Raw genomic sequence first — 18,998 nt, 5'->3', positions numbered from 1 at the left:
AAAGTTAATACCCTAGGGTATTAACTTTCACAGACAAATTTAAGAAGATATTTCTGTACTTAATTTATATAATTGATTATATATATTACCATCTTCTTTTTCAGTTTTTTTCTTAAAGAAGGTCTTCCCAAATTTACTAGCTATCCAAAGACCTAATCTTCGCATTCCTGCTTCGAACCCAAATATTTTAAATATTTTCATAGCTCCTTTAAAATTATAAAATTCATTTACAGCTTTAAAAAATTCAAATTGTAATTCCCAAGGTGTCATGGTTTTAGGTTCAAATACAACATTCATCATATCATAATGTTGCCAATCTTTTATTAAAATTCTATCTTCTTTTTTAAATTGTTCATATAGAGGAGTACCTGGATAAGGTGTTAATATTGCTGGCTGCAATTGATAAGCATTTATTTTTTTTGAAAACTGTACAGCTTTTCTAATATCCTCTTTGGTATCATAATCAAGACCTAACACTATACTTGCAATTAATTTTATTTTATATTTTTCTAACATCTGTCCACAGTACTCTATATCTTCTATTTTTTGTTTCTTATCAATGTAATCTAATGATTCTTGATTCAAAGATTCAATTCCTATTAATACTCGATTTAAATGTGCATCTCTAAGTAATGCTAATAATTCTTCATCTTCTGCTAGATCAGTTCTTCCAAAGAAAAAAGTTTCTCTAAATACCAAATCATTTTGAATCATCTTTTTTAATATTTCTTTTGCCCTATTTCTATTTGCAGTAAAATTATCATCTTCAAAATTTACATATTTAAATCCCATCCTTTTGTACATTTCCAATTCTTTTATTACATTATCAGGTGTGCGATACCTATAAGGATAAAACATCCTGGATGTAGTACAAAATATACAACTAAATGGACAACCTCTTGATGTCATTAAGTTAGCTACTTGGCATGGAGTCTTTAAAATACTATAATCAGGAAAAGGTATCTTATCTAAATCCTCTACTGGAGGAGCATATACTATACTTTCTTTTATATTACCTTCTATTAAATCTATTATAACTTTTTCAGCTTCACCTACTACCACTTGATCAGCATACTTTAAAGCTTCCTCTGGTAAAGCCGATGCATGCATCCCTCCTATTATTACTCTTTTTTTATACTCCTCTTTAAAAATATTAGCCAATTCATATGCCCTAGGTGCATTAGAAGTCATAGTATATATACATATTACATCTGCATCTTTAATATTTTCATATTCTAAGTCTTTATAAAGTTCTTCATATACCTCTACTTCATGACCTTCTTTTTTTAATATACCTCCTAAAATTAACGGTCCTGTTATTGAATTACTGCGACCATAAAAAGAACTTCCAAACCTATATATACTATTCCTTCTTATATCTGCTGCTGGTGTAACAAAAACTACCTTCACTAAATTCATCTCCTTTAAATCTATAAAACATTAATAATTATTGTACTTTTGCATATTAAAAAATATGATTATAAATATTTAATTTTAATTAAAACTTCTATTGCCGTGTAATAATCTATATTTTAATCTTATCGATGTATAAAAAATTTTGGCTTTTGGATAAGGACAACTTTTTTTATTAAATTTAATATTATATCCATTAGATGTAGCTATAATAGTACCTCTTTTATCTGTGCGATATAAAGTAGCACCTATATTATCAAGTCTATCTAATACAGCTTTATCTGGTTGCCCATAAAAACTATTGTAGCCTACACTTATTACTGCATATTTAGGGGACACAGCTCTTAAAAACTCTTCACTAGACGAAGTACAACTCCCATGATGCCCTACTTTTAATACATCTGCTTTTATATCTCTGTTATGTTTAAGCATTTCCATTTCTGAATACTCTTCTGCGTCAGCTGCAAACAGGAAAGAGTTGTTTTTATATATAAGTTTTATAACTATAGAATAATTATTTATCCTTTCATAATTTCCTCCATTAGGAGCAACAATTTTTAACTTAAAATCTCCTATTTTAAAAGTTTCTCCTGCTACTGGATGAATTAAATTTATACCTCTTTTATTTATCATTTTCAGTAATTGATTATGCTTTTTATAATATCTTCTTGTTTTATAAGGATTTTTATTATTTATAATCACATTTTCTATAGGTATATTATTTATAATCCTGGGCAATCCTCCAATATGATCATTATGGGGATGAGTTACTATAAGATAATCTAACTTATTTACACCAATATTTTTAATATATCTTAAAATAGGTCTTCCGCTCACCCAATATCCACCATCTATTAATAAATTTTTATTTCCTTGTTGAATTAATATGGAATCAGCTTGTCCTATACTTAAAAAATGAACTTTTAGATCATTAGAGGGATTTTTGCAAATTCGACTATTAACTTTCTTTCTAAGTGATTTTATATTGAAAAACGAATGAAAAACAGCTATTGCACTTATAGTTACAAATGTGGTAGATATTATAAATATATTTCTAGTAATGCTATAACTATAACCTACTTGATACCAACCCATTAAATCTATAAAAGAAAAAAAAGAAAATGGTGTAGACAATAAAAACAATAACATACCTATACTATGGATAAAATAGTATATAGATATCACATAATAGAAAAGTGCAATTATAGATTTCCACATGATTCCACTACGAAATCCAGGAATTAAGTTTAGAAAAGCCATAATATACCCCTTCCTTCTTGCATATTATTATAACATAATACACTATTAGTTGACAATAAATCTTAGTACAAAAAATTAAATTACTTTTTTTACTAATCTTTTATATCCATATATTTTAAAAAAGTGAGCTAATATTAACTCACTTTTTATTTCCCATTCTATAAACATTCCTTTGCTTATGAAATTCGTGCTTTCAAAAATTTTTGAATCAAGAATATAACCTTATTATCTTTTATCATTCTTGATAAAATTTTCCTAAATCTATATCAATAATAAAAATATTAATTTAAACTAACATCTAGTGCCTATATATTATGGCAAATATACTTGCATCACTTTTCTTAATTTGAAATTCTCATCTTCTAGCATATATAATGCATCTTTGTTTTTATTATAATGTTCTATAAATTCATCCTCGCTTACCTTTACTGCATGGGTGTCGCCCAATTTTATTATATAAAATTCTGTATCTTCATCAATTGTAAAGGAAACTGGATAGGATGTAGGATTATAGATATAGTAGCCATTATCTAATTTATTTGGGTCAACACCAAGTTCTTTTAATCTTTCCAAATCCTCAGGATCTACATTATGGAGAAATTCCGCTTTATCAAAATGAATAGTATAGTCTTCTGACCAATCATATTTTACCAGTTCCATTATATAGCCAAAGTATTGATTTGTTGGTTTAATTAAAAAATCCTCTATACTAGCATTTTCGTAAAATTCAAACATATAAGGTTTAGCAAAATTATAATCTAAATATTCTTTGATAAAATTTAATGCTACTTTTTCCCCATCTAATAAGTCTTGATTTTTACCATTATCTACTTGTTCCTGAATTTGAGCATAATATTCTTTCAAACTTAAATCACTTTGAATGATATTATAATACATATTACCGTTCTCATCCATCCATCTATCTACACACCATATTCCCTTTACTCCTGTTTTTGCAGGTTGAGACAATAAAATTTTATATGTTCCCCCTTCCCTAAGTTTGTATTCTGCTATAATATGATTGCCAGGAAAAATCTCAGGTCCTTTTAATCCTCTATTTTCTAATAACTCATTTAATCCTATTTCAATTTCTGCTTTAGTATCTGAGTAAAATTCACCATAGAATATAAAGCCTAAGAATTCATATCTACCATCTACAATAGAAAAGGCTAATAGTGGCTTGCCTACTCCTACTAAATTCTCTTCTGTTAAGACACCATCATTACTTATATCCACAAATGGATAATCTAATAATTCTTTTCCCTTTATTATATATTCAAAAGTAAATACTTCTATAGGATTATCTAAATATCCTTCATAAGAATATAATCTTTTAAATTTTGTAATTTTAGCTTCTTCAATTTTAACATTTTCATGAGTATATTCTTTAACTTTTTCTAATTCTTTACTAAATATTATTTCTGCTGCATCTCTAGGATCTTTAAAAGTCCTATTATAAAGACCATATTCATCATCTTCTACATTATTAATTATATCTTCACCTTTATCTTTAGGTCTAGTAAATATGAAAAATACTGAAACCACTATAATCACAATCAATACAATAATTACCCATTTTTTTGGTTTTTTATAGTTTAACACATTTTTTACCCTTTCTTTTGTATTATTTTCACTAAAACTAAGAGGTACTGCTATTTTCATTTTATGTCCAGTTGCCAGAGAAAGTAATGTTGTACAATAATCTTTCTTTGCAACATTTCCAATTTTTTTCATTACAGCTTCATCACAAGAAAGTTCCATATCCCTCTCCATTAGCACAAAAGCTATCCAAATTAAAGGATTAAACCAATGCATAGAAAGTGCAATATAGTATAAAAATTTTACAATATGATCATATCTTTTTAAATGTGTTTTCTCATGAATTATTATATATTCTCTTTCCTTTTCATTTAAGTAATTTGGTATATATATTTTAGGATTAATAATACCATGGATAAAAGCAGTATTTAGATTTTTGTTTTCATATATATTTTCATAAATATAAGTGGAATCTTTTAAACTTTTCTTAAGTTTTTGATTTGAAATAAAACCATGTAGTAAAAATAATATAATTCCTATTATCCAAATATAAGGAATACTATTTCTTATGGTAAACTTGTTTTTATTAGTGACATTTTCTTTAAATTGAATAGGGGATTCTACAATTTTATTATCATTTGTTTTTATCCTCTCTTTTGTATTCGTTTCTAAATTTGGTATAGTTTCTTTATTTTGAACTGTTTCTTCTATATAACTTTTGTTTGAAAACTCTATAAATTTACTTGGCATTGGATTAAACTTGGTTTTGAAAGAAAAAGGTATAATTAATTTAATTAAAAGTATAAGCCACAATATATAAGAAAATTTTTTTGGAGCTTTTTTAAATAAAAATCTTAAAACTAAAATAAATAAAATAATAATAGAAACTATAATGCTAGTATTTATTGTATTCAAAAATAATTTTTCCATTATTTTTCCTCCCTATGTTCTCTAATCATAGTTTCAATTTCTTTAATGTCAGCATCACTGAGTTTTTCTGCTCTTGTAAAAGCTGCAATAAATTTAGGCAATGAACCATCAAAAGATTTTTTAACATAATTACTACTAAGACTAGCATAAAAATCTTTTCTAGATATAGTTGACTTCACAATTCCATCTTCATTGATAATTACACCTTTATTCTCAACTCTTTTTATCATAGTATAAGTAGTAGACTTCTTCCAATCAAATTTTTTGGCACAAATATCTACTAATTCAGAAGATTTTATAGGTTCCCTTTCCCAAATTATCTCAGCTAATTCTGTTTCCATTTCACTTAAATTATACTTCACGATATCATCTCCTTGTTTACATCATGTAGACTATATTCTTAGTCTACATGATGTAAACCAAATTGTCAATATTTTTTTATTATCTTTTTTATTAACTATGAACATTTTGACTATTATAAACATTCTATCTGTCTGTATCTGCTCATGTAAAAGTAATAGCACGAACAAATGGCATCTGAAGTAACTTCAAAACCTAAATTGCAAAAAGCAGGACAATAAGTAAAAAACACCAGCCTTAAAGACTGATGTTTTAAAAGGTTAAATGAGTAAATCTATAAGCCGTGTTCTGTCTTGGATGATCATCTATCTATGATCCATTGTTGCCAATGGATTCCTGCGACCTACCTTTGGAACAACAGCGGGTCACTGTTTATTTGTGTTCCCTTTTGGTCTTGCTCCGGATGGGGTTTACAGAGCCGATTAGTCGCCTAATCGCTGGTGAGCTCTTACCTCACCTTTCCACCCTTACCAGATACCTTATTAAAAGGTTATTCCACCACAAGCTTGGTAAATAATCAAGCAAGGATCTGGCGGTATATTTCTGTTGCACTAGCCTTAGGGTCACCCCCACTGGACGTTATCCAGCATCCTGCCCTATGGAGCACGGACTTTCCTCATGCCAACTGCACGCGATCATCCGATTTACTCATCTTATTATATTCTATATTACGATTGATCTTAGCACGGATATTATAACATAAATTTGTCAATTTTTCAAATAAATTTTTCATAATATCATTTCTTTAAATATAATATTCTCCCGCAATTTTCACAATACACTAGTGTATTCATATTTTTTAACTTATCAATTATAATAGTTGGCAATAACATATTGCAACCACTACATCTATCTTCCACTACTTCAGCTAAAGCATTTCCTTTTTCTTTCCTTAACTTAACATATAGATGAAGTATGCTCTCTTCAACATTGCTTACAATCTTTTCTTTTTCTTCTAATTCTTGTTTAGTTTTTGTTTTAAGATTTTCAGTAGTTATACTATATTTTTCCATCAATTTATCGTATTCTAATTTCAACACATTAAAATCTTTCTTAACTTTTAAAAATTCTTCTTTTAAATTCTCCACCTCTTCTAACTGTTCTATAATCTCCATTTCTTTTTCATCAATATTTTTCTTTATAATTTCTCTTTCCTTATCCAAATAACTTAATTGCTTTAAATCTGAAATTTTTCCTTCATATAAATCTTTTTCCGTTTTATTTAATCTATAATCCAAATCTTTTAGTAATAAATTATTTCTATTTAATTTTGATTGACTATTTTCCAATCTTTTTTCTATATCTTTAAGTTTGCTTTCCATTTGATCTAACTTTAGAGCTAACATTTTTGCCTTTTCTCCATTAGATATTTCTTCCAACTTTAAATTCATATCTTTTAAATTATTATCATGTTTTTGAAGTTCCCATAATAAGTCTAAAGTGCCCATGTATCCACCTCCAAAGAGTTTAATAAACAACACAATGTGGACTACTTTGCTTAAATATATCTATTTGCACATCCCCTTTTATTTTATCGTCTAAATATTTTTTGATTGTAGGTAATATTACTTTTTCTGTATGAAAATGTCCTGCATCTACTATAATTAATCCTAATTCTTTAGCATATTGAGCATCGTGATACTTTATATCTCCAGTAATATATACATCTGCTTTATTTAAATAAGCATCATATATAAATGAAGAACCACTACCACCACATACTGCAACTTTTTCTATTTCTTTATCTATTGGTCCCCCATATACTATTAAATGCTCTATATCCAAATTCTCCTTTATTTTATCTAAATAATCAGTTAAAGCTGTTTTTTCTATTTCTCCAATTCTACCATAACCAAATGTTTTACCCTGATTCATTAATGGGTATATATCATAAGCTACTTCTTCATAAGGATGTACCTCCAACATTTTATTAATTACACTATTTAAATTTTTCTTTTCAACTATAGTTTCAATCCTCGTTTCTATTACTTCTTCTAACTCATGCATTTCTCCTATATATGGATTTGTACCTTCTCTTGGCATAAAAGTACCTATACCTTCTACATTATAAGTACAATGACTGTAATTTCCAATCCAACCCGCGCCTCCTTCTCCTAACGCATTACGAACTTCATCTCTATGACTATTTGGAACAAATACTACTAATTTATATAAAGGCTCTTCATAAACTACATTCAATGGTCTAATATCCTTCAATTCAAGAACATGAGCTAAAACATCATTTACACCGTTTGACGCTAAATCCAAATTAGTATGAGCATTATATACAACTATATCTTCTCTAATAATATTATATATCAATTTTTCTTTAGGGGTTAATTTAGTTATAGATTTTAATGACTTAAAAATTAATGGATGATGGCTAATAATCATATGAGCATTAATTTTTAATGCTTGTTGAAATACCTCTTCAGTTAAATCTAAAGATAATAATATTCTTTTAACTTCTTTCTCTGGATCTCCTATTTGAAAACCAGTATTGTCCCAATTCTCTACTAAGTATTTTGGTGCCCAACTATCTAATAAATTAATTATGTCTATTGCTCTCAATTTTTACTAACACCTCCTTTAATTCTAAAATCTTTTTACTTAGTTCCTCATATCTTTCTTTCGCTTTATTGGAATCTTGATTTTCTAATTCTTTTAATATATTTTGTATCTTTTCTATTTTATAATTAATAAATTCTTCCACTAGAGGGTCTTTGTTTAAAACTAGTTTTTTACCTACTTCATAGTATATATCTTTAATAACAAAATCTTTTCCTTTTTTAGCATATATTATTTCATAAAACCTATCCTTTTCTTTAGCTAAAGATTCATCTATTATTTCAAAATTATTTTCATATAAATATTTTCTTAATTCTCTAGATGCAACATTAGGTTGAAGTATAAAGTAAGTAATTGAATCACTTTTTTTCTTGTCCTTGTCTAATATATCTCTTATAAGAAGTCCTCCCATTCCTGCTATTATTACAGTATCTATTTCAAAAGGCTTTATTGGTTCTAAACCATCCCCTAATCTAATATCAATCTCTTTTATACCTTCAATTGAATTTACATAATCTACAATTTTATTTAAAGAATTTTGACTAATATCAGTAGATATAACCTTTTTAGATATACCATTTTTAATTAAATATACAGGTATATATCCATGATCTGTTCCTATATCCCCTACTATTGTATTTTTGGGTACAAAATTTGCTATCTTTTTTAACCTATCTGATAAATTCATACAATTCTTCCTTTCAATAATTTTCTTCTACGTTAATTAAAGATTCGCTTGTGCGAATCTTTAATTTATTCTAAAAAATCCTTTAACTTTTTACTTCTACTAGGATGTCTTAACTTTCTCAAGGCTTTTGCTTCTATTTGTCTAATCCTTTCTCTTGTTACATCGAATTCTTTACCTACTTCTTCTAATGTTCTAGCTCTCCCATCATCTAAACCAAATCTCAATCTTAATACTTTCTGTTCTCTTGGAGTGAGGGTATCTAGCACTTCCATTAACTGTTCTCTTAACATTATATATGATACTGCATCTGTAGGAGACACAGCATTATCATCTTCAATAAAATCCCCTAAATGACTATCCTCTTCTTCGCCTATCGGAGTTTCTAATGATACTGGCTCTTGGGCAATTTTCATTATATCCATTACCTTTTCTACCTCCATATTCATTTCTTCAGCAATCTCTTCAGGAGTTGGATCTCTACCTAGTTCTTGAACCAATTGCCTTTGAACCCTTACTAGTTTATTTATAGTTTCCACCATATGCACTGGAATTCTTATAGTTCTAGCTTGGTCAGCAATAGCTCTAGTTATAGCCTGACGTATCCACCAAGTTGCATAGGTGCTAAATTTATATCCTTTTTTATAATCAAATTTTTCTACCGCTTTCATTAAGCCTAAATTTCCCTCTTGGATTAAGTCCAAAAACATCATCCCTCTGCCAACATATCTCTTAGCTATACTTACCACAAGCCTAAGATTTGCTTCAGCTAAGCGTTTTTTTGCTTCCTCATCTCCTGCTTCCATTCGTTTAGCCAATTCTATTTCTTCTTCAGCTGTCAATAAGGGAATCTTCCCTATTTCTTTAAGATACATTCTTACAGGATCATCAACACTTACTCCTTTAGGTACAGATAAATCCTTTGTATCTATTTCATCATCAGTTTCGTCCTCATCATCAGATTCAAGAAGTAAATCTTCTTCCTTTTCTCCTACTATATCAATACCCATATCTTCTAATTTTAAATAAATATCATCTATTTGTTCTACATCTATATCTATTTCTTCTAATGCATCAGCTATTTCTTTATATGTTAATATACCATTTTTCTTACCCTTTTCAATTAATTTTTTTGCAGCGTCTAACTTGGTTTTTTCATCACTAATATTTTTATATTCCAATGCTACTACCTCCCTTCCAAGCGTTTATTTGTATGATTCTAATTGTTTGTCTATTTCTGTTAATCTCAAACATAGTAATTTTAACTTATTTACATCTCCTTCATCCTTATCTTTATTAGACTCTATTTTTTGAATCTCTTTAGCTACTTGTTCTCTCTCAAGTTTAAATTTAGAAAATTCAACTGTATTTATTAAATCTTCTATTAATACATATTTATCCTCATGTACAAAATTTATTTCATTAAATAAAATTTCCTCTATAGCAGCCGTATCTACATCTTTTATATTTTTTATCTTTTCTAGTATAGAATTTGTATCTATTTCTGTCAATTGTTTATTATTCTCATATTGCTCAAATATTAGGCAAGCTAATATATTACATTCATAACTAAAAAAATCTTCTTCATTTAGATGCTTTCTTATTATATTAAAATATTCATAACTTTCCATCATTAATTTAATTAAAGTTTTTTCTGCAGTTAAATGAGCAGGTTTTAATACTATTTTTATAGGAGTTATTTTATTTTTATTATCCTTATACTCATTTCTATATGTTTTTATATTGCTTTTATAATTCTTACCAAATACTTCACTTTTTATTGCTTCTTTAGATATACCAGTTGCTAAAGATATTTTATCTATATAAACATCCTTTTCTATGGGACTTTTTAATTTTTTTAATGCTTTCGATATTTCTTTTGTAAATATTATCTTTTCTTCTGGATTTACTAAATTAAATTTAAGTTTGTTTACATATATTTGATATTCTATAAAATTTAATGCTTTATCCATTAGTTTTTCAAATTCTTCTATTCCATTTTTATTTATAAAATCATCTGGATCTTGCCCTGATGGCAAAACTATTACCTTTGGATCTATTCCTTCTTCCATTAATATGTTCAAAGCTTTAATGGTAGCATTTATTCCTGCATTATCTGAATCATAACAAATATATACTTCTTTTCCATATCTTTTAATTAGTCTTCCTTGATTTCGGGTAAAAGCAGTTCCCAAACTAGCTACAGCATAATTTATACCATGATTAAATAGGGATATTACATCCATATAACCTTCTACTAATATAATCTTTTCCCTATTTGATAGTTTTTTAACCAAATTTAATCCATATAAATTATTACCTTTTGTAAATACTAAGGTATCTTTTGAATTTAAATATTTAGGCATAGAATTATCTAATACCCTGCCACCAAATCCAATTACTCTATCCCTTATATCTATAATTGGAAACATTATCCTGTTTCTAAATTTATCATAGTATCCAGTATTATCCTTTTTCTTTCCAACAAGCTCTGTTTTCTCTATATCTAAATCCTTATATCCTTTGCTTTTTAAATATTCATATATACTATTCCAACTATCTTGAGCATATCCTAAACCAAATTGATTTAATACTCGTTTGTTTATATTTCTATTTTTTAAATACATTAAAGCTTTTTTATTCTTCATTAAATTATAATAATAAAATCTAGCTGCTTCTTTATTTATCTCATATATCTTTTCTTTTTCTTTTTCCAATTTTTCATCAACTTTCTTTTCCTCTATGAGTATTCCAGCTATATCCGCTAGATACTTTATCGCTTCAGGAAACGTTAAATTCTCCATTTTCATAATAAAGGATATAACGTCTCCTCCTTCTCCACATCCGAAACAATGAAAAAGCTGCTTAGCATGAGATACGGTAAAAGACGGTGTTTTTTCATTATGAAAAGGACATAAGCCCACATAATTGCTTCCACTCTTTTTGAGGGATACATATCTAGATATTATATCTACAATATCACTAGAATCTCGAACTTTTTCAATTATTTCATCCGTAATTATATATGACATAATTTACCACCTTGTTTCTCCTTTACTCAAAAGAGCACCTTGTTCATATTCGACAAATATTTAAATAATCCTTCTTTTTTTAATATTTTTCCCACGCTTTAGGTATAAATAAATCTTTAAATAAATTTACTGCATATCTATCCGTCATACCTGCTATATAATCACATATTATATCTTCTTTTGAAGACATATTATCATTATATAATTTTTTATGTTCTTTAGGCAATCTATCATAATTATATAAATAATAATTGTACAATTGCTCTATCATATATTTAGCTTTTCCTTCTTCCTTCTTAGCCGCCGAATTTAAATATACCCTTTCAAACATGAATTGTCTTAATTTTTCTGTATAATATCCAATTTCCTCCCCCATGGATATTTCTTTATTTTCTAAACTACTTTTAATTACATCTAATATCATGGTATTAATCCTATCACCATGATATTTACCTAGCTTTTCAACACAATCTTTGGGTAAATCTTCCATTCTTATAATATTTGCTCTAATTGCATCATCTATATCATGGTTAATATATGCAATTCGATCTGCTATTCTAACTATTTCTCCCTCTAAAGTTTCTGGTCTTTTCTCACCTGTATGCTTCATTATTCCATCTTTAACTTCATAAGTCAAATTGAGTCCAATTCTAGATTGACTATGCTCTAAATATTCCACTACTTTTATACTTTGTTCATTATGCTTAAAACCTTTTGGATTTAACTTATTTAATATTACCTCACCTGTATGTCCAAAAGGCGTATGTCCTAAATCATGTCCCAACGCTATAGCTTCAACTAAGTCTTCATTTAACCTTAAGGCTCTAGCCAATGTTCTAGATATTTGAGCTACTTCTAAAGTATGAGTCAACCTAGTCCTATAATGATCCCCTTCTGGTGCAATAAATACCTGAGTTTTATGTTTTAATCTTCTAAAAGATTTAGAATGTATAATTCTATCCCTATCTCTTTGAAATTCTGTTCTTATACTACATTTCTCTTCGAATAAACTTCTTCCTTTAGTACATTGGCTTAATGTAGCTAAGGGAGATAAAGTATTTTTTTCACACATTTCTATTTGATTTCGAATATTCATGATAATATACCCCTTTGCAATAATGTTAAACATTGTAATTATATATACTACATAAATCCATATAATCCTTTATTCCTAAAATAATATTTTTTATAACTTTGAAAATTAAATTAATTATAAAAGAAGTGTTGAATATTCAACACTTCTAACCCATTATCTCCTCACCAAAATTTTTTTTCATATAATCTATTACTATTCCAGCAGTTTCTTCTACTGCTTTATTGGATACATCTATTACTGTACAACCTAGTTTTTCCATTATCTTCTTAGAATATTCAAGCTCTAATTTAATTCTTTCTATGCTTGCATAATTAGCATTATTACTTAATCCTAAAGATTTTAATCTTTCTTGCCTAATTTCATTTAGTTTAAATGGATTGGCTATTAAACCAAAGATCCTTCGACTATCTTTATGGAACAACTCCTCTGGAACGGGAACTTCTGGTACTAGAGGTACATTGGCTACTTTAAAATTTTTATGTGCTAGATACATACTTAACGGGGTCTTTGAAGTTCTAGATACGCCAATTAATACTATATCTGCCCTTTTTATACCTCTTGTGTCTTTTCCATCATCATATTTTACAGCAAATTCTACTGCTTCTACTTTTTTAAAATATTTTTCATCTAATCTCCTTATAAGTCCTGGTTCTCTTTTAGGTTCATAATCAAGTACTTGTTCCAATGCATTTAAAACAGGTGTCATTAAATCTACTACGGGGATTCCATATACTTCTCCCATTTCTACAATAAATTTTTTCAATCTTTCAATAACTATAGTATATACGATTATACTTTTCTCATTTTTAGCTTCCTCAAATATTTCTATTATTTGATCTTCATCTGTTATATAAGGGAATCTTCGAACTTCGTATTTATCAGGATTAAATTGACTTACAGCTGCTCTAGCAACTTGTTCTCCTGTTTCTCCTATAGAATCAGATAATACATATACCGCAACACTCTTGTCCATAATATCACCCCTATTCATTATTACCTAGGTCTACAAAAAGTCTAGTGATAGTAGTTTTAGTAATTCTACCTATTACTTTATAAGCTTTTTCTCCTTCTTTTATCGAAACTTCTTCTACCACGGGAAGACTATCTATCTCGTGGTCTATTAATTTATTTGCTGCTTCCAAAACTGTTTCCCCCAATGTGGTAACTACTATATTGGGCATTCGAGTCATAATTACTCCAACCGGTGTTTTGTATAAATCTAATCCTCCTATAGCATTTTTTAAAAAGTCTTTTCTAGATACTACTCCTGAAAGATATCCACCTGAAGTTACATATATAGTACCTACATCTTCTAAAAACATAGTAACAATTGCATCATAAATACTGCTTTCTTCATCCACTACAATAGGTACAGATTTTCTATCAGCTACTTTTATCTCTCTTATCTTTTCCGATATAAAACTTAAAGTAGTCTTTCCTGTATAGAAATAACCCACTTTAGGTCTTGCATCTAATATGCCTGACATGGTAAGTATAGCTAAATCAGGTCGGATGGTTGAGCGAGTTAATTTTAGTTTTTTAGCAATATTTTCACTGGTTATTGGCTGATTACATTTAACTATGTCAATAATCCTTTCCTGTCTTTCACTTAACTGGATAGAAATCACCACCCTTTATTTAAGCACATTTTTAAAAGTTATTAGATGAATAGTTATAATCATTTAACTATTTTGGACAAATCACATATCATTAACATAGTTTCAGATATTTTAGCTAGTAGATTCAATCTATTTTCTCTAACTTTTTCATCATCTACCATTACCATCACATTATCAAAGAAATTATCAACTGGTTCCTTTAATAATATAAATTGTTCTAACGCTTTATCATATTCCTTTTTATTTAACCAATTTATAACCTTATCTTCAATATTATTAAATGCTTCATATAATTCTATTTCTTCTTCTTTAACCAAGAGATCCCTTTTTACTTCTGTAGAACTAGCATTTTTAGCTAAGTTTGCAACACGATTAAAAGTAGTTAATACATCTTCTAGACCTTCACTCTCTATATAAGTATTCAATTTATCTGCTCTAAGTTTTAAATCATATATATTATTTATTCCTGTAGCTATTACTCCATCAATTATATCATATCTTATACCCATGTCATTAAACATATTTTTTATTCGTCCATTAAAAAATTCAAGTATCTCTTGTTTCACAGTTTTATAATCAAATACTAAACCATTCTCTTCTACATATATATATAATGCAAAATCTATTATATCATCTAAATTTAAATCTAATTTTCTATCCAATATTATGTTTATTATACCAAGTGCTTGCCTTCTTAAACCATATGGATCTTGTGATCCTGTAGGCTGTATTTCTATAGCAAAACATCCTGCAATAGTATCCAGTTTATCGGCAATACTGAGAATTGCTCCAGCTGTAGTAGTTGGTAATTGATCTCCTGAAAATCTTGGAAGATACTGTTCATATATGGCTAAACTAACTATTTCATTTTCACCAGATTGTTTAGCATATTCCATTCCTATTCTTCCTTGAAGTTCTGTAAACTCATCTACCATCTTAGTTACCAAGTCCGCTTTAGAAAGATAAGCAGCTCTATTGATATTATTCTTAGTTTCTTGCCCTACTTCTAAGTAATCACCTATCTTATCAGCTAATTTCTGCACTCGAATAGTTTTATCGTATAAAGTTCCAAGCTTTTCTTGAAATATTATATTCTTTAATTCATCTACATAATTTTCTAAAGGATTTTTAATATCTTCATAATAAAAAAATTTAGCATCTTCGAGTCTTGCTTCCAAAACCTTTTCATTTCCTTTTCTAACTATATCCAAATATTCTTCATTTCCATTCCTTACAGTTATAAAATAAGGTAATAATCTTCCACTATCATCAACTACTGGGAAATAACGTAAATGTTCTTTCATTGGAGTTATAATTACATCTACTGGCAATTCTAAGTATTCTTCAGCTATTCTTCCTATTAATGGAGTTGGATATTCTACTAAATAAGTAACTTCTTCTAACAATTCAGGATCCAATAATAAGTTTCCACCTTTTTCTTTTGCTAATCTTTTAGAACCATATTTAATAATGTCTCTTCTCTTGTTTTGATCTACTATTACATAATTCTTCTCTAAAACATCAAAATATTCATCTACAGAATTTAATTCAATATAAGAACTTCCCAAGAATCTATGACCTCTAGTTACATTACCTACCTTTATACCCTCTAAATCAAATGGTACTACTTTATTATTATAAATAGAAACAATCCATCTTATTGGTCGAGCAAATCTTATATTTTTTCCTCCCCATTTCATAGATTTTGGGAATACTATAGATCTTATTATATTTGGCATGTTTTCTGATAGCACATCTTCAGTTACTTTTCCTTCCTTCTTTACATTAGCATATACATAAATTTCACCCTTATACTCTTGTAGAGTAATTTGATCTATATCTACCCCTTGCCCTCTCATAAAACCTTTAAGAGCTTTTGTCGGATTGCCTTCATTATCATAAGCAATTCGCTTTGCAGGACCTTTCACTTTTTGATATATCGTTTTCTGTTTTTCTGCTAATCCTTTTATGACAAGAACTAATCTTCTAGGAGTAGCATAAGTTTCAATATTTTCAAATATTATCCTTTTTTCTTCTAAAGTTTTTTCAGTATTGTTTCTTAATTGTTCAAGAGCATCATCAATAAATCTTGCAGGTAACTCCTCTACTCCAATTTCTAATAAATACTTATTATCAGTCATCTATACTCCCCCCTTCTTTTAACAGAGGATATCCTAACTTTTCCCTTTGAGAAATATACTTAGATGCAACCAGTTTTGCTAAAGATCTAACTTTTGATATATAGTGTGTCCTTTCAGTTACTGATAAAGCACCTCTCGCATCCAAAATATTAAAAACATGAGAACATTTTAATACATAATCATAACTAGGAAGAACCAATCCATTTTCTATACCTTTCTTAGCTTCTCCTTCATATATATCAAACAATTTTTTAAGAGTTTCTATATTAGCTTTTTCAAAGCTATATACAGAATGTTCATATTCTGCTTGTTTAAAAATATCACCATATGTTATGTTTTTATTCCATTTTATATCAAAAATACTATCTACATCTTGAAGATACATGGCAATTCTTTCTAAACCATAAGTTAACTCTGCCGATTCTAAATCACAATTTATGCTCCCTACTTGTTGAAAATAAGTAAATTGAGTAATTTCCATACCATCCAGCCATACTTCCCATCCTAAGCCCCAAGCACCTAATGTAGGAGCTTCCCAATTATCCTCTACAAACCTAATATCATGCTTTAAAGGGTCCACTCCTATTTCCTTTAAACTATCAAGATAAATATCCTGTACATTATCAGGAGAAGGTTTCAATATTACCTGTAATTGATGATGTTGATATACCCTATGAGGGTTTTCTCCATATCTAGCATCTGCTGGTCTTCTTGATGGTTCTACATATACTACTTTCCATGGCTCTGGACCTAGGGATCTTAAAAAAGTATGAGGACTCATAGTACCAGCACCTTTTTCTACATCATAAGGTTCTAATACTATACATCCTTTATTTCCCCAATAATTTAACAATTTCAGATACAATTCCTGAAAGTACATATGTTCAAACCTCCTTATTCAATTAATATACAATATAAAAAACCTTTACATCCCATAGGGACGAAAGGTTACTTCCGCGGTTCCACCCTATTTAATACCTAAATATTTAATGGTATTCTCTTAATAAAATATGCTCAGAAGTGCCTTAATCAATATTTTTATATTAGGCTCTCACCATCCCTAACTCGCTTTAATAAATATATATATATTGACTTTTTCTTCCTCATTACATATTAAATTTATATATATTTTATAATTTAACAAAAAATACATAGCTTGTCAATATAATTAGTTATATATCTCCTATCTTTTGTCCACCAATTGATTTACATTTATAATTTCTCCATCTTCCTTTTCTATCTCTATGGTACATTTAGCAATAATAGCAGAACCCAATCCTATTAAAGCTAATGGAGCAGATATAATAGTCCCTAAAGCTGCAGCTGTTACTGGTATATTCATGATTACTTCTTCATCTTTCTTTATAGTAATCTTAGTAACATTACCCTTTCTTAATAATTCTTTTACCTTTTCAATCATCTGTTCTCCTTTATATGAAATGTTATCTGTCCAAGATTTCCTATTTTCCTCTATAAGAATTATAGCTTCTACCACATCTCCTTCCGTTTTTTCTAAAGCTTCTTTTGCCTCTTTAAAAGTAGCTGCAGTTCGTGCAATTACTGCATCGACTTTTTCTAATGATATATCCATTTTTACACCTCCATTATTTATTATTTCATTGATTTTAACATCATTAAAGAATTAAATTTTTCCCTATCTATCTTATTCAATATATATTTTTCCATAATAGCATGTAATTTAAACATAATACATTCAGGTATTTTTAGGCACATTATTTCATCCAATGGAGTATATAATAGAGATTTCATAGCTTTATACATGTTTGAATCCATGTTTTCACAAAAATTATCTTGTCTAAAACAATCTTTACATATTATACCGCCTTTTTCTATACTAAATTTTATCACATTTAAATCTTTATTACCACAATTTGCACATCTATCTAATAAAGGTTTATACCCTAAAAAAGAAATAAATTTCAACTCATAAGCTAATATAAATCTAACAAATCCTCTATCTAATTTAGATAGTACTGATAATCCTTTTAATAACAAAAAAAATAATTTTTCATTTTGTTCTTCTTCCATAGTGGATAAATCCATTAACTCCAGTAAATAAGATCCATACATTAATCTATCTATATTTTCCCTTATAGAATAAAAAGAATCTATTATATCTCCTTGATTTATATAATAAAAATTTTTCCCTTTATATAATTGATACTCATTATATGAAAAAGTTTGAGTATTAGCAATCAATTGAGATTTAGGTCTATAAGCTCCTCTAGCCATAGCTTGAATCTTTCCATATTTTAATGTATATAGTGTCAATATTTTACTAGTTTCTCTAAATCTAAATTCTTTTAATACTACTCCTTTAGTTTTAGTAATCAT

16 protein-coding genes and 1 other RNA gene are annotated in these 18,998 nt (G+C 28.1%); all 17 read right to left on the bottom strand.

Going from position 1 to position 18,998, the window contains the following annotated elements:
- Positions 1-39: 39 nt before the first annotated feature.
- Positions 40-1,410, bottom strand: a complete 1,371-nt coding sequence (locus JL105_RS04105) for a B12-binding domain-containing radical SAM protein (RefSeq protein ID WP_132025893.1) — start codon at positions 1,408-1,410, stop codon at positions 40-42.
- An 84-nt stretch (positions 1,411-1,494) separates the two neighbouring features.
- The gene (locus JL105_RS04100; RefSeq protein WP_132025891.1) at positions 1,495-2,673 is read right to left on the bottom strand and encodes a ComEC/Rec2 family competence protein; all 1,179 of its coding nucleotides are present in this window, start codon (positions 2,671-2,673) and stop codon (positions 1,495-1,497) included.
- Positions 2,674-2,985: 312 nt separating this feature from the next.
- The gene (locus JL105_RS04095; RefSeq protein WP_132025889.1) at positions 2,986-5,142 is read right to left on the bottom strand and encodes a M56 family metallopeptidase; all 2,157 of its coding nucleotides are present in this window, start codon (positions 5,140-5,142) and stop codon (positions 2,986-2,988) included.
- The gene (locus JL105_RS04090) at positions 5,142-5,504 is read right to left on the bottom strand and encodes a BlaI/MecI/CopY family transcriptional regulator (protein WP_202690618.1); all 363 of its coding nucleotides are present in this window, start codon (positions 5,502-5,504) and stop codon (positions 5,142-5,144) included. Before JL105_RS04090 ends, JL105_RS04095 begins: the two co-directional genes overlap by 1 nt.
- A 259-nt stretch (positions 5,505-5,763) precedes the next feature.
- Positions 5,764-6,153: RNase P RNA component class A (rnpB, locus tag JL105_RS04085), an RNA gene on the bottom strand.
- An 86-nt stretch (positions 6,154-6,239) separates the two neighbouring features.
- A complete protein-coding gene (locus JL105_RS04080; RefSeq protein WP_132025887.1) occupies positions 6,240-6,950 on the bottom strand; it encodes a zinc ribbon domain-containing protein in 711 nt (236 codons plus the stop codon).
- Positions 6,951-6,969: 19 nt separating this feature from the next.
- Entirely contained in the window at positions 6,970-8,073 is a 1,104-nt protein-coding gene (locus JL105_RS04075) for a Nif3-like dinuclear metal center hexameric protein (RefSeq protein WP_132025885.1), read from the bottom strand.
- The gene (locus JL105_RS04070; RefSeq protein ID WP_132025883.1) at positions 8,051-8,758 is read right to left on the bottom strand and encodes a tRNA (adenine(22)-N(1))-methyltransferase; all 708 of its coding nucleotides are present in this window, start codon (positions 8,756-8,758) and stop codon (positions 8,051-8,053) included. The genes JL105_RS04075 and JL105_RS04070 overlap by 23 nt, the downstream gene beginning before the upstream one ends.
- A 65-nt stretch (positions 8,759-8,823) precedes the next feature.
- Positions 8,824-9,936, bottom strand: a complete 1,113-nt coding sequence (gene rpoD / locus JL105_RS04065) for an RNA polymerase sigma factor RpoD (RefSeq protein ID WP_202690617.1) — start codon at positions 9,934-9,936, stop codon at positions 8,824-8,826.
- Between the two features lie 24 nt (positions 9,937-9,960).
- Positions 9,961-11,787, bottom strand: coding sequence for a DNA primase (gene dnaG / locus JL105_RS04060; RefSeq protein ID WP_132025881.1), 1,827 nt, complete (start codon positions 11,785-11,787; stop codon positions 9,961-9,963).
- 79 nt (positions 11,788-11,866) lie between these two features.
- Entirely contained in the window at positions 11,867-12,883 is a 1,017-nt protein-coding gene (locus tag JL105_RS04055; RefSeq protein WP_132025879.1) for a deoxyguanosinetriphosphate triphosphohydrolase, read from the bottom strand.
- A gap of 145 nt (positions 12,884-13,028) precedes the next feature.
- Positions 13,029-13,856, bottom strand: coding sequence for a pyruvate, water dikinase regulatory protein (locus JL105_RS04050; protein WP_132025877.1), 828 nt, complete (start codon positions 13,854-13,856; stop codon positions 13,029-13,031).
- Positions 13,857-13,866: 10 nt separating this feature from the next.
- On the bottom strand, positions 13,867-14,511 hold the full coding sequence (gene ccpN, locus JL105_RS04045; RefSeq protein ID WP_132025875.1) for a transcriptional regulator CcpN: 645 nt from the start codon (positions 14,509-14,511) through the stop codon (positions 13,867-13,869).
- A gap of 50 nt (positions 14,512-14,561) precedes the next feature.
- Positions 14,562-16,643, bottom strand: a complete 2,082-nt coding sequence (glyS, locus tag JL105_RS04040; protein WP_132025873.1) for a glycine--tRNA ligase subunit beta — start codon at positions 16,641-16,643, stop codon at positions 14,562-14,564.
- A complete protein-coding gene (gene glyQ / locus JL105_RS04035; protein WP_132025871.1) occupies positions 16,636-17,523 on the bottom strand; it encodes a glycine--tRNA ligase subunit alpha in 888 nt (295 codons plus the stop codon). The genes glyS and glyQ overlap by 8 nt, the downstream gene beginning before the upstream one ends.
- 303 nt (positions 17,524-17,826) lie before the next feature.
- Positions 17,827-18,234 (bottom strand): DUF4342 domain-containing protein, encoded by a 408-nt coding sequence (locus tag JL105_RS04030; RefSeq protein WP_132025869.1) that lies wholly within the window; start codon positions 18,232-18,234, stop codon positions 17,827-17,829.
- A 20-nt stretch (positions 18,235-18,254) separates the two neighbouring features.
- Positions 18,255-18,998, bottom strand: a complete 744-nt coding sequence (gene recO / locus JL105_RS04025) for a DNA repair protein RecO (RefSeq protein WP_132025867.1) — start codon at positions 18,996-18,998, stop codon at positions 18,255-18,257.

Source organism: Keratinibaculum paraultunense (assembly GCF_016767175.1).
GTDB classification, from domain to species: domain Bacteria; phylum Bacillota; class Clostridia; order Tissierellales; family Tepidimicrobiaceae; genus Keratinibaculum; species Keratinibaculum paraultunense.
This window is presented reverse-complemented; position numbering and strand designations above follow the sequence as displayed.

What these genes read in the sequence shown, in the direction of transcription:
- JL105_RS04100 (WP_132025891.1), bottom strand. Translation starts at nt 2,673, where the DNA reads ATGGCTTTTCTAAACTTAATTCCTGGATTTCGTAGTGGAATCATGTGG.
- JL105_RS04095 (WP_132025889.1), bottom strand. Translation starts at nt 5,142, where the DNA reads ATGGAAAAATTATTTTTGAATACAATAAATACTAGCATTATAGTTTCT.
- JL105_RS04080 (WP_132025887.1), bottom strand. Translation starts at nt 6,950, where the DNA reads ATGGGCACTTTAGACTTATTATGGGAACTTCAAAAACATGATAATAAT.
- JL105_RS04070 (WP_132025883.1), bottom strand. Translation starts at nt 8,758, where the DNA reads ATGAATTTATCAGATAGGTTAAAAAAGATAGCAAATTTTGTACCCAAA.
- dnaG (WP_132025881.1), bottom strand. Translation starts at nt 11,787, where the DNA reads ATGTCATATATAATTACGGATGAAATAATTGAAAAAGTTCGAGATTCT.
- JL105_RS04055 (WP_132025879.1), bottom strand. Translation starts at nt 12,883, where the DNA reads ATGAATATTCGAAATCAAATAGAAATGTGTGAAAAAAATACTTTATCT.
- JL105_RS04050 (WP_132025877.1), bottom strand. Translation starts at nt 13,856, where the DNA reads ATGGACAAGAGTGTTGCGGTATATGTATTATCTGATTCTATAGGAGAA.
- glyS (WP_132025873.1), bottom strand. Translation starts at nt 16,643, where the DNA reads ATGACTGATAATAAGTATTTATTAGAAATTGGAGTAGAGGAGTTACCT.
- glyQ (WP_132025871.1), bottom strand. Translation starts at nt 17,523, where the DNA reads ATGTACTTTCAGGAATTGTATCTGAAATTGTTAAATTATTGGGGAAAT.
- JL105_RS04030 (WP_132025869.1), bottom strand. Translation starts at nt 18,234, where the DNA reads ATGGATATATCATTAGAAAAAGTCGATGCAGTAATTGCACGAACTGCA.
- recO (WP_132025867.1), bottom strand. Translation starts at nt 18,998, where the DNA reads ATGATTACTAAAACTAAAGGAGTAGTATTAAAAGAATTTAGATTTAGA.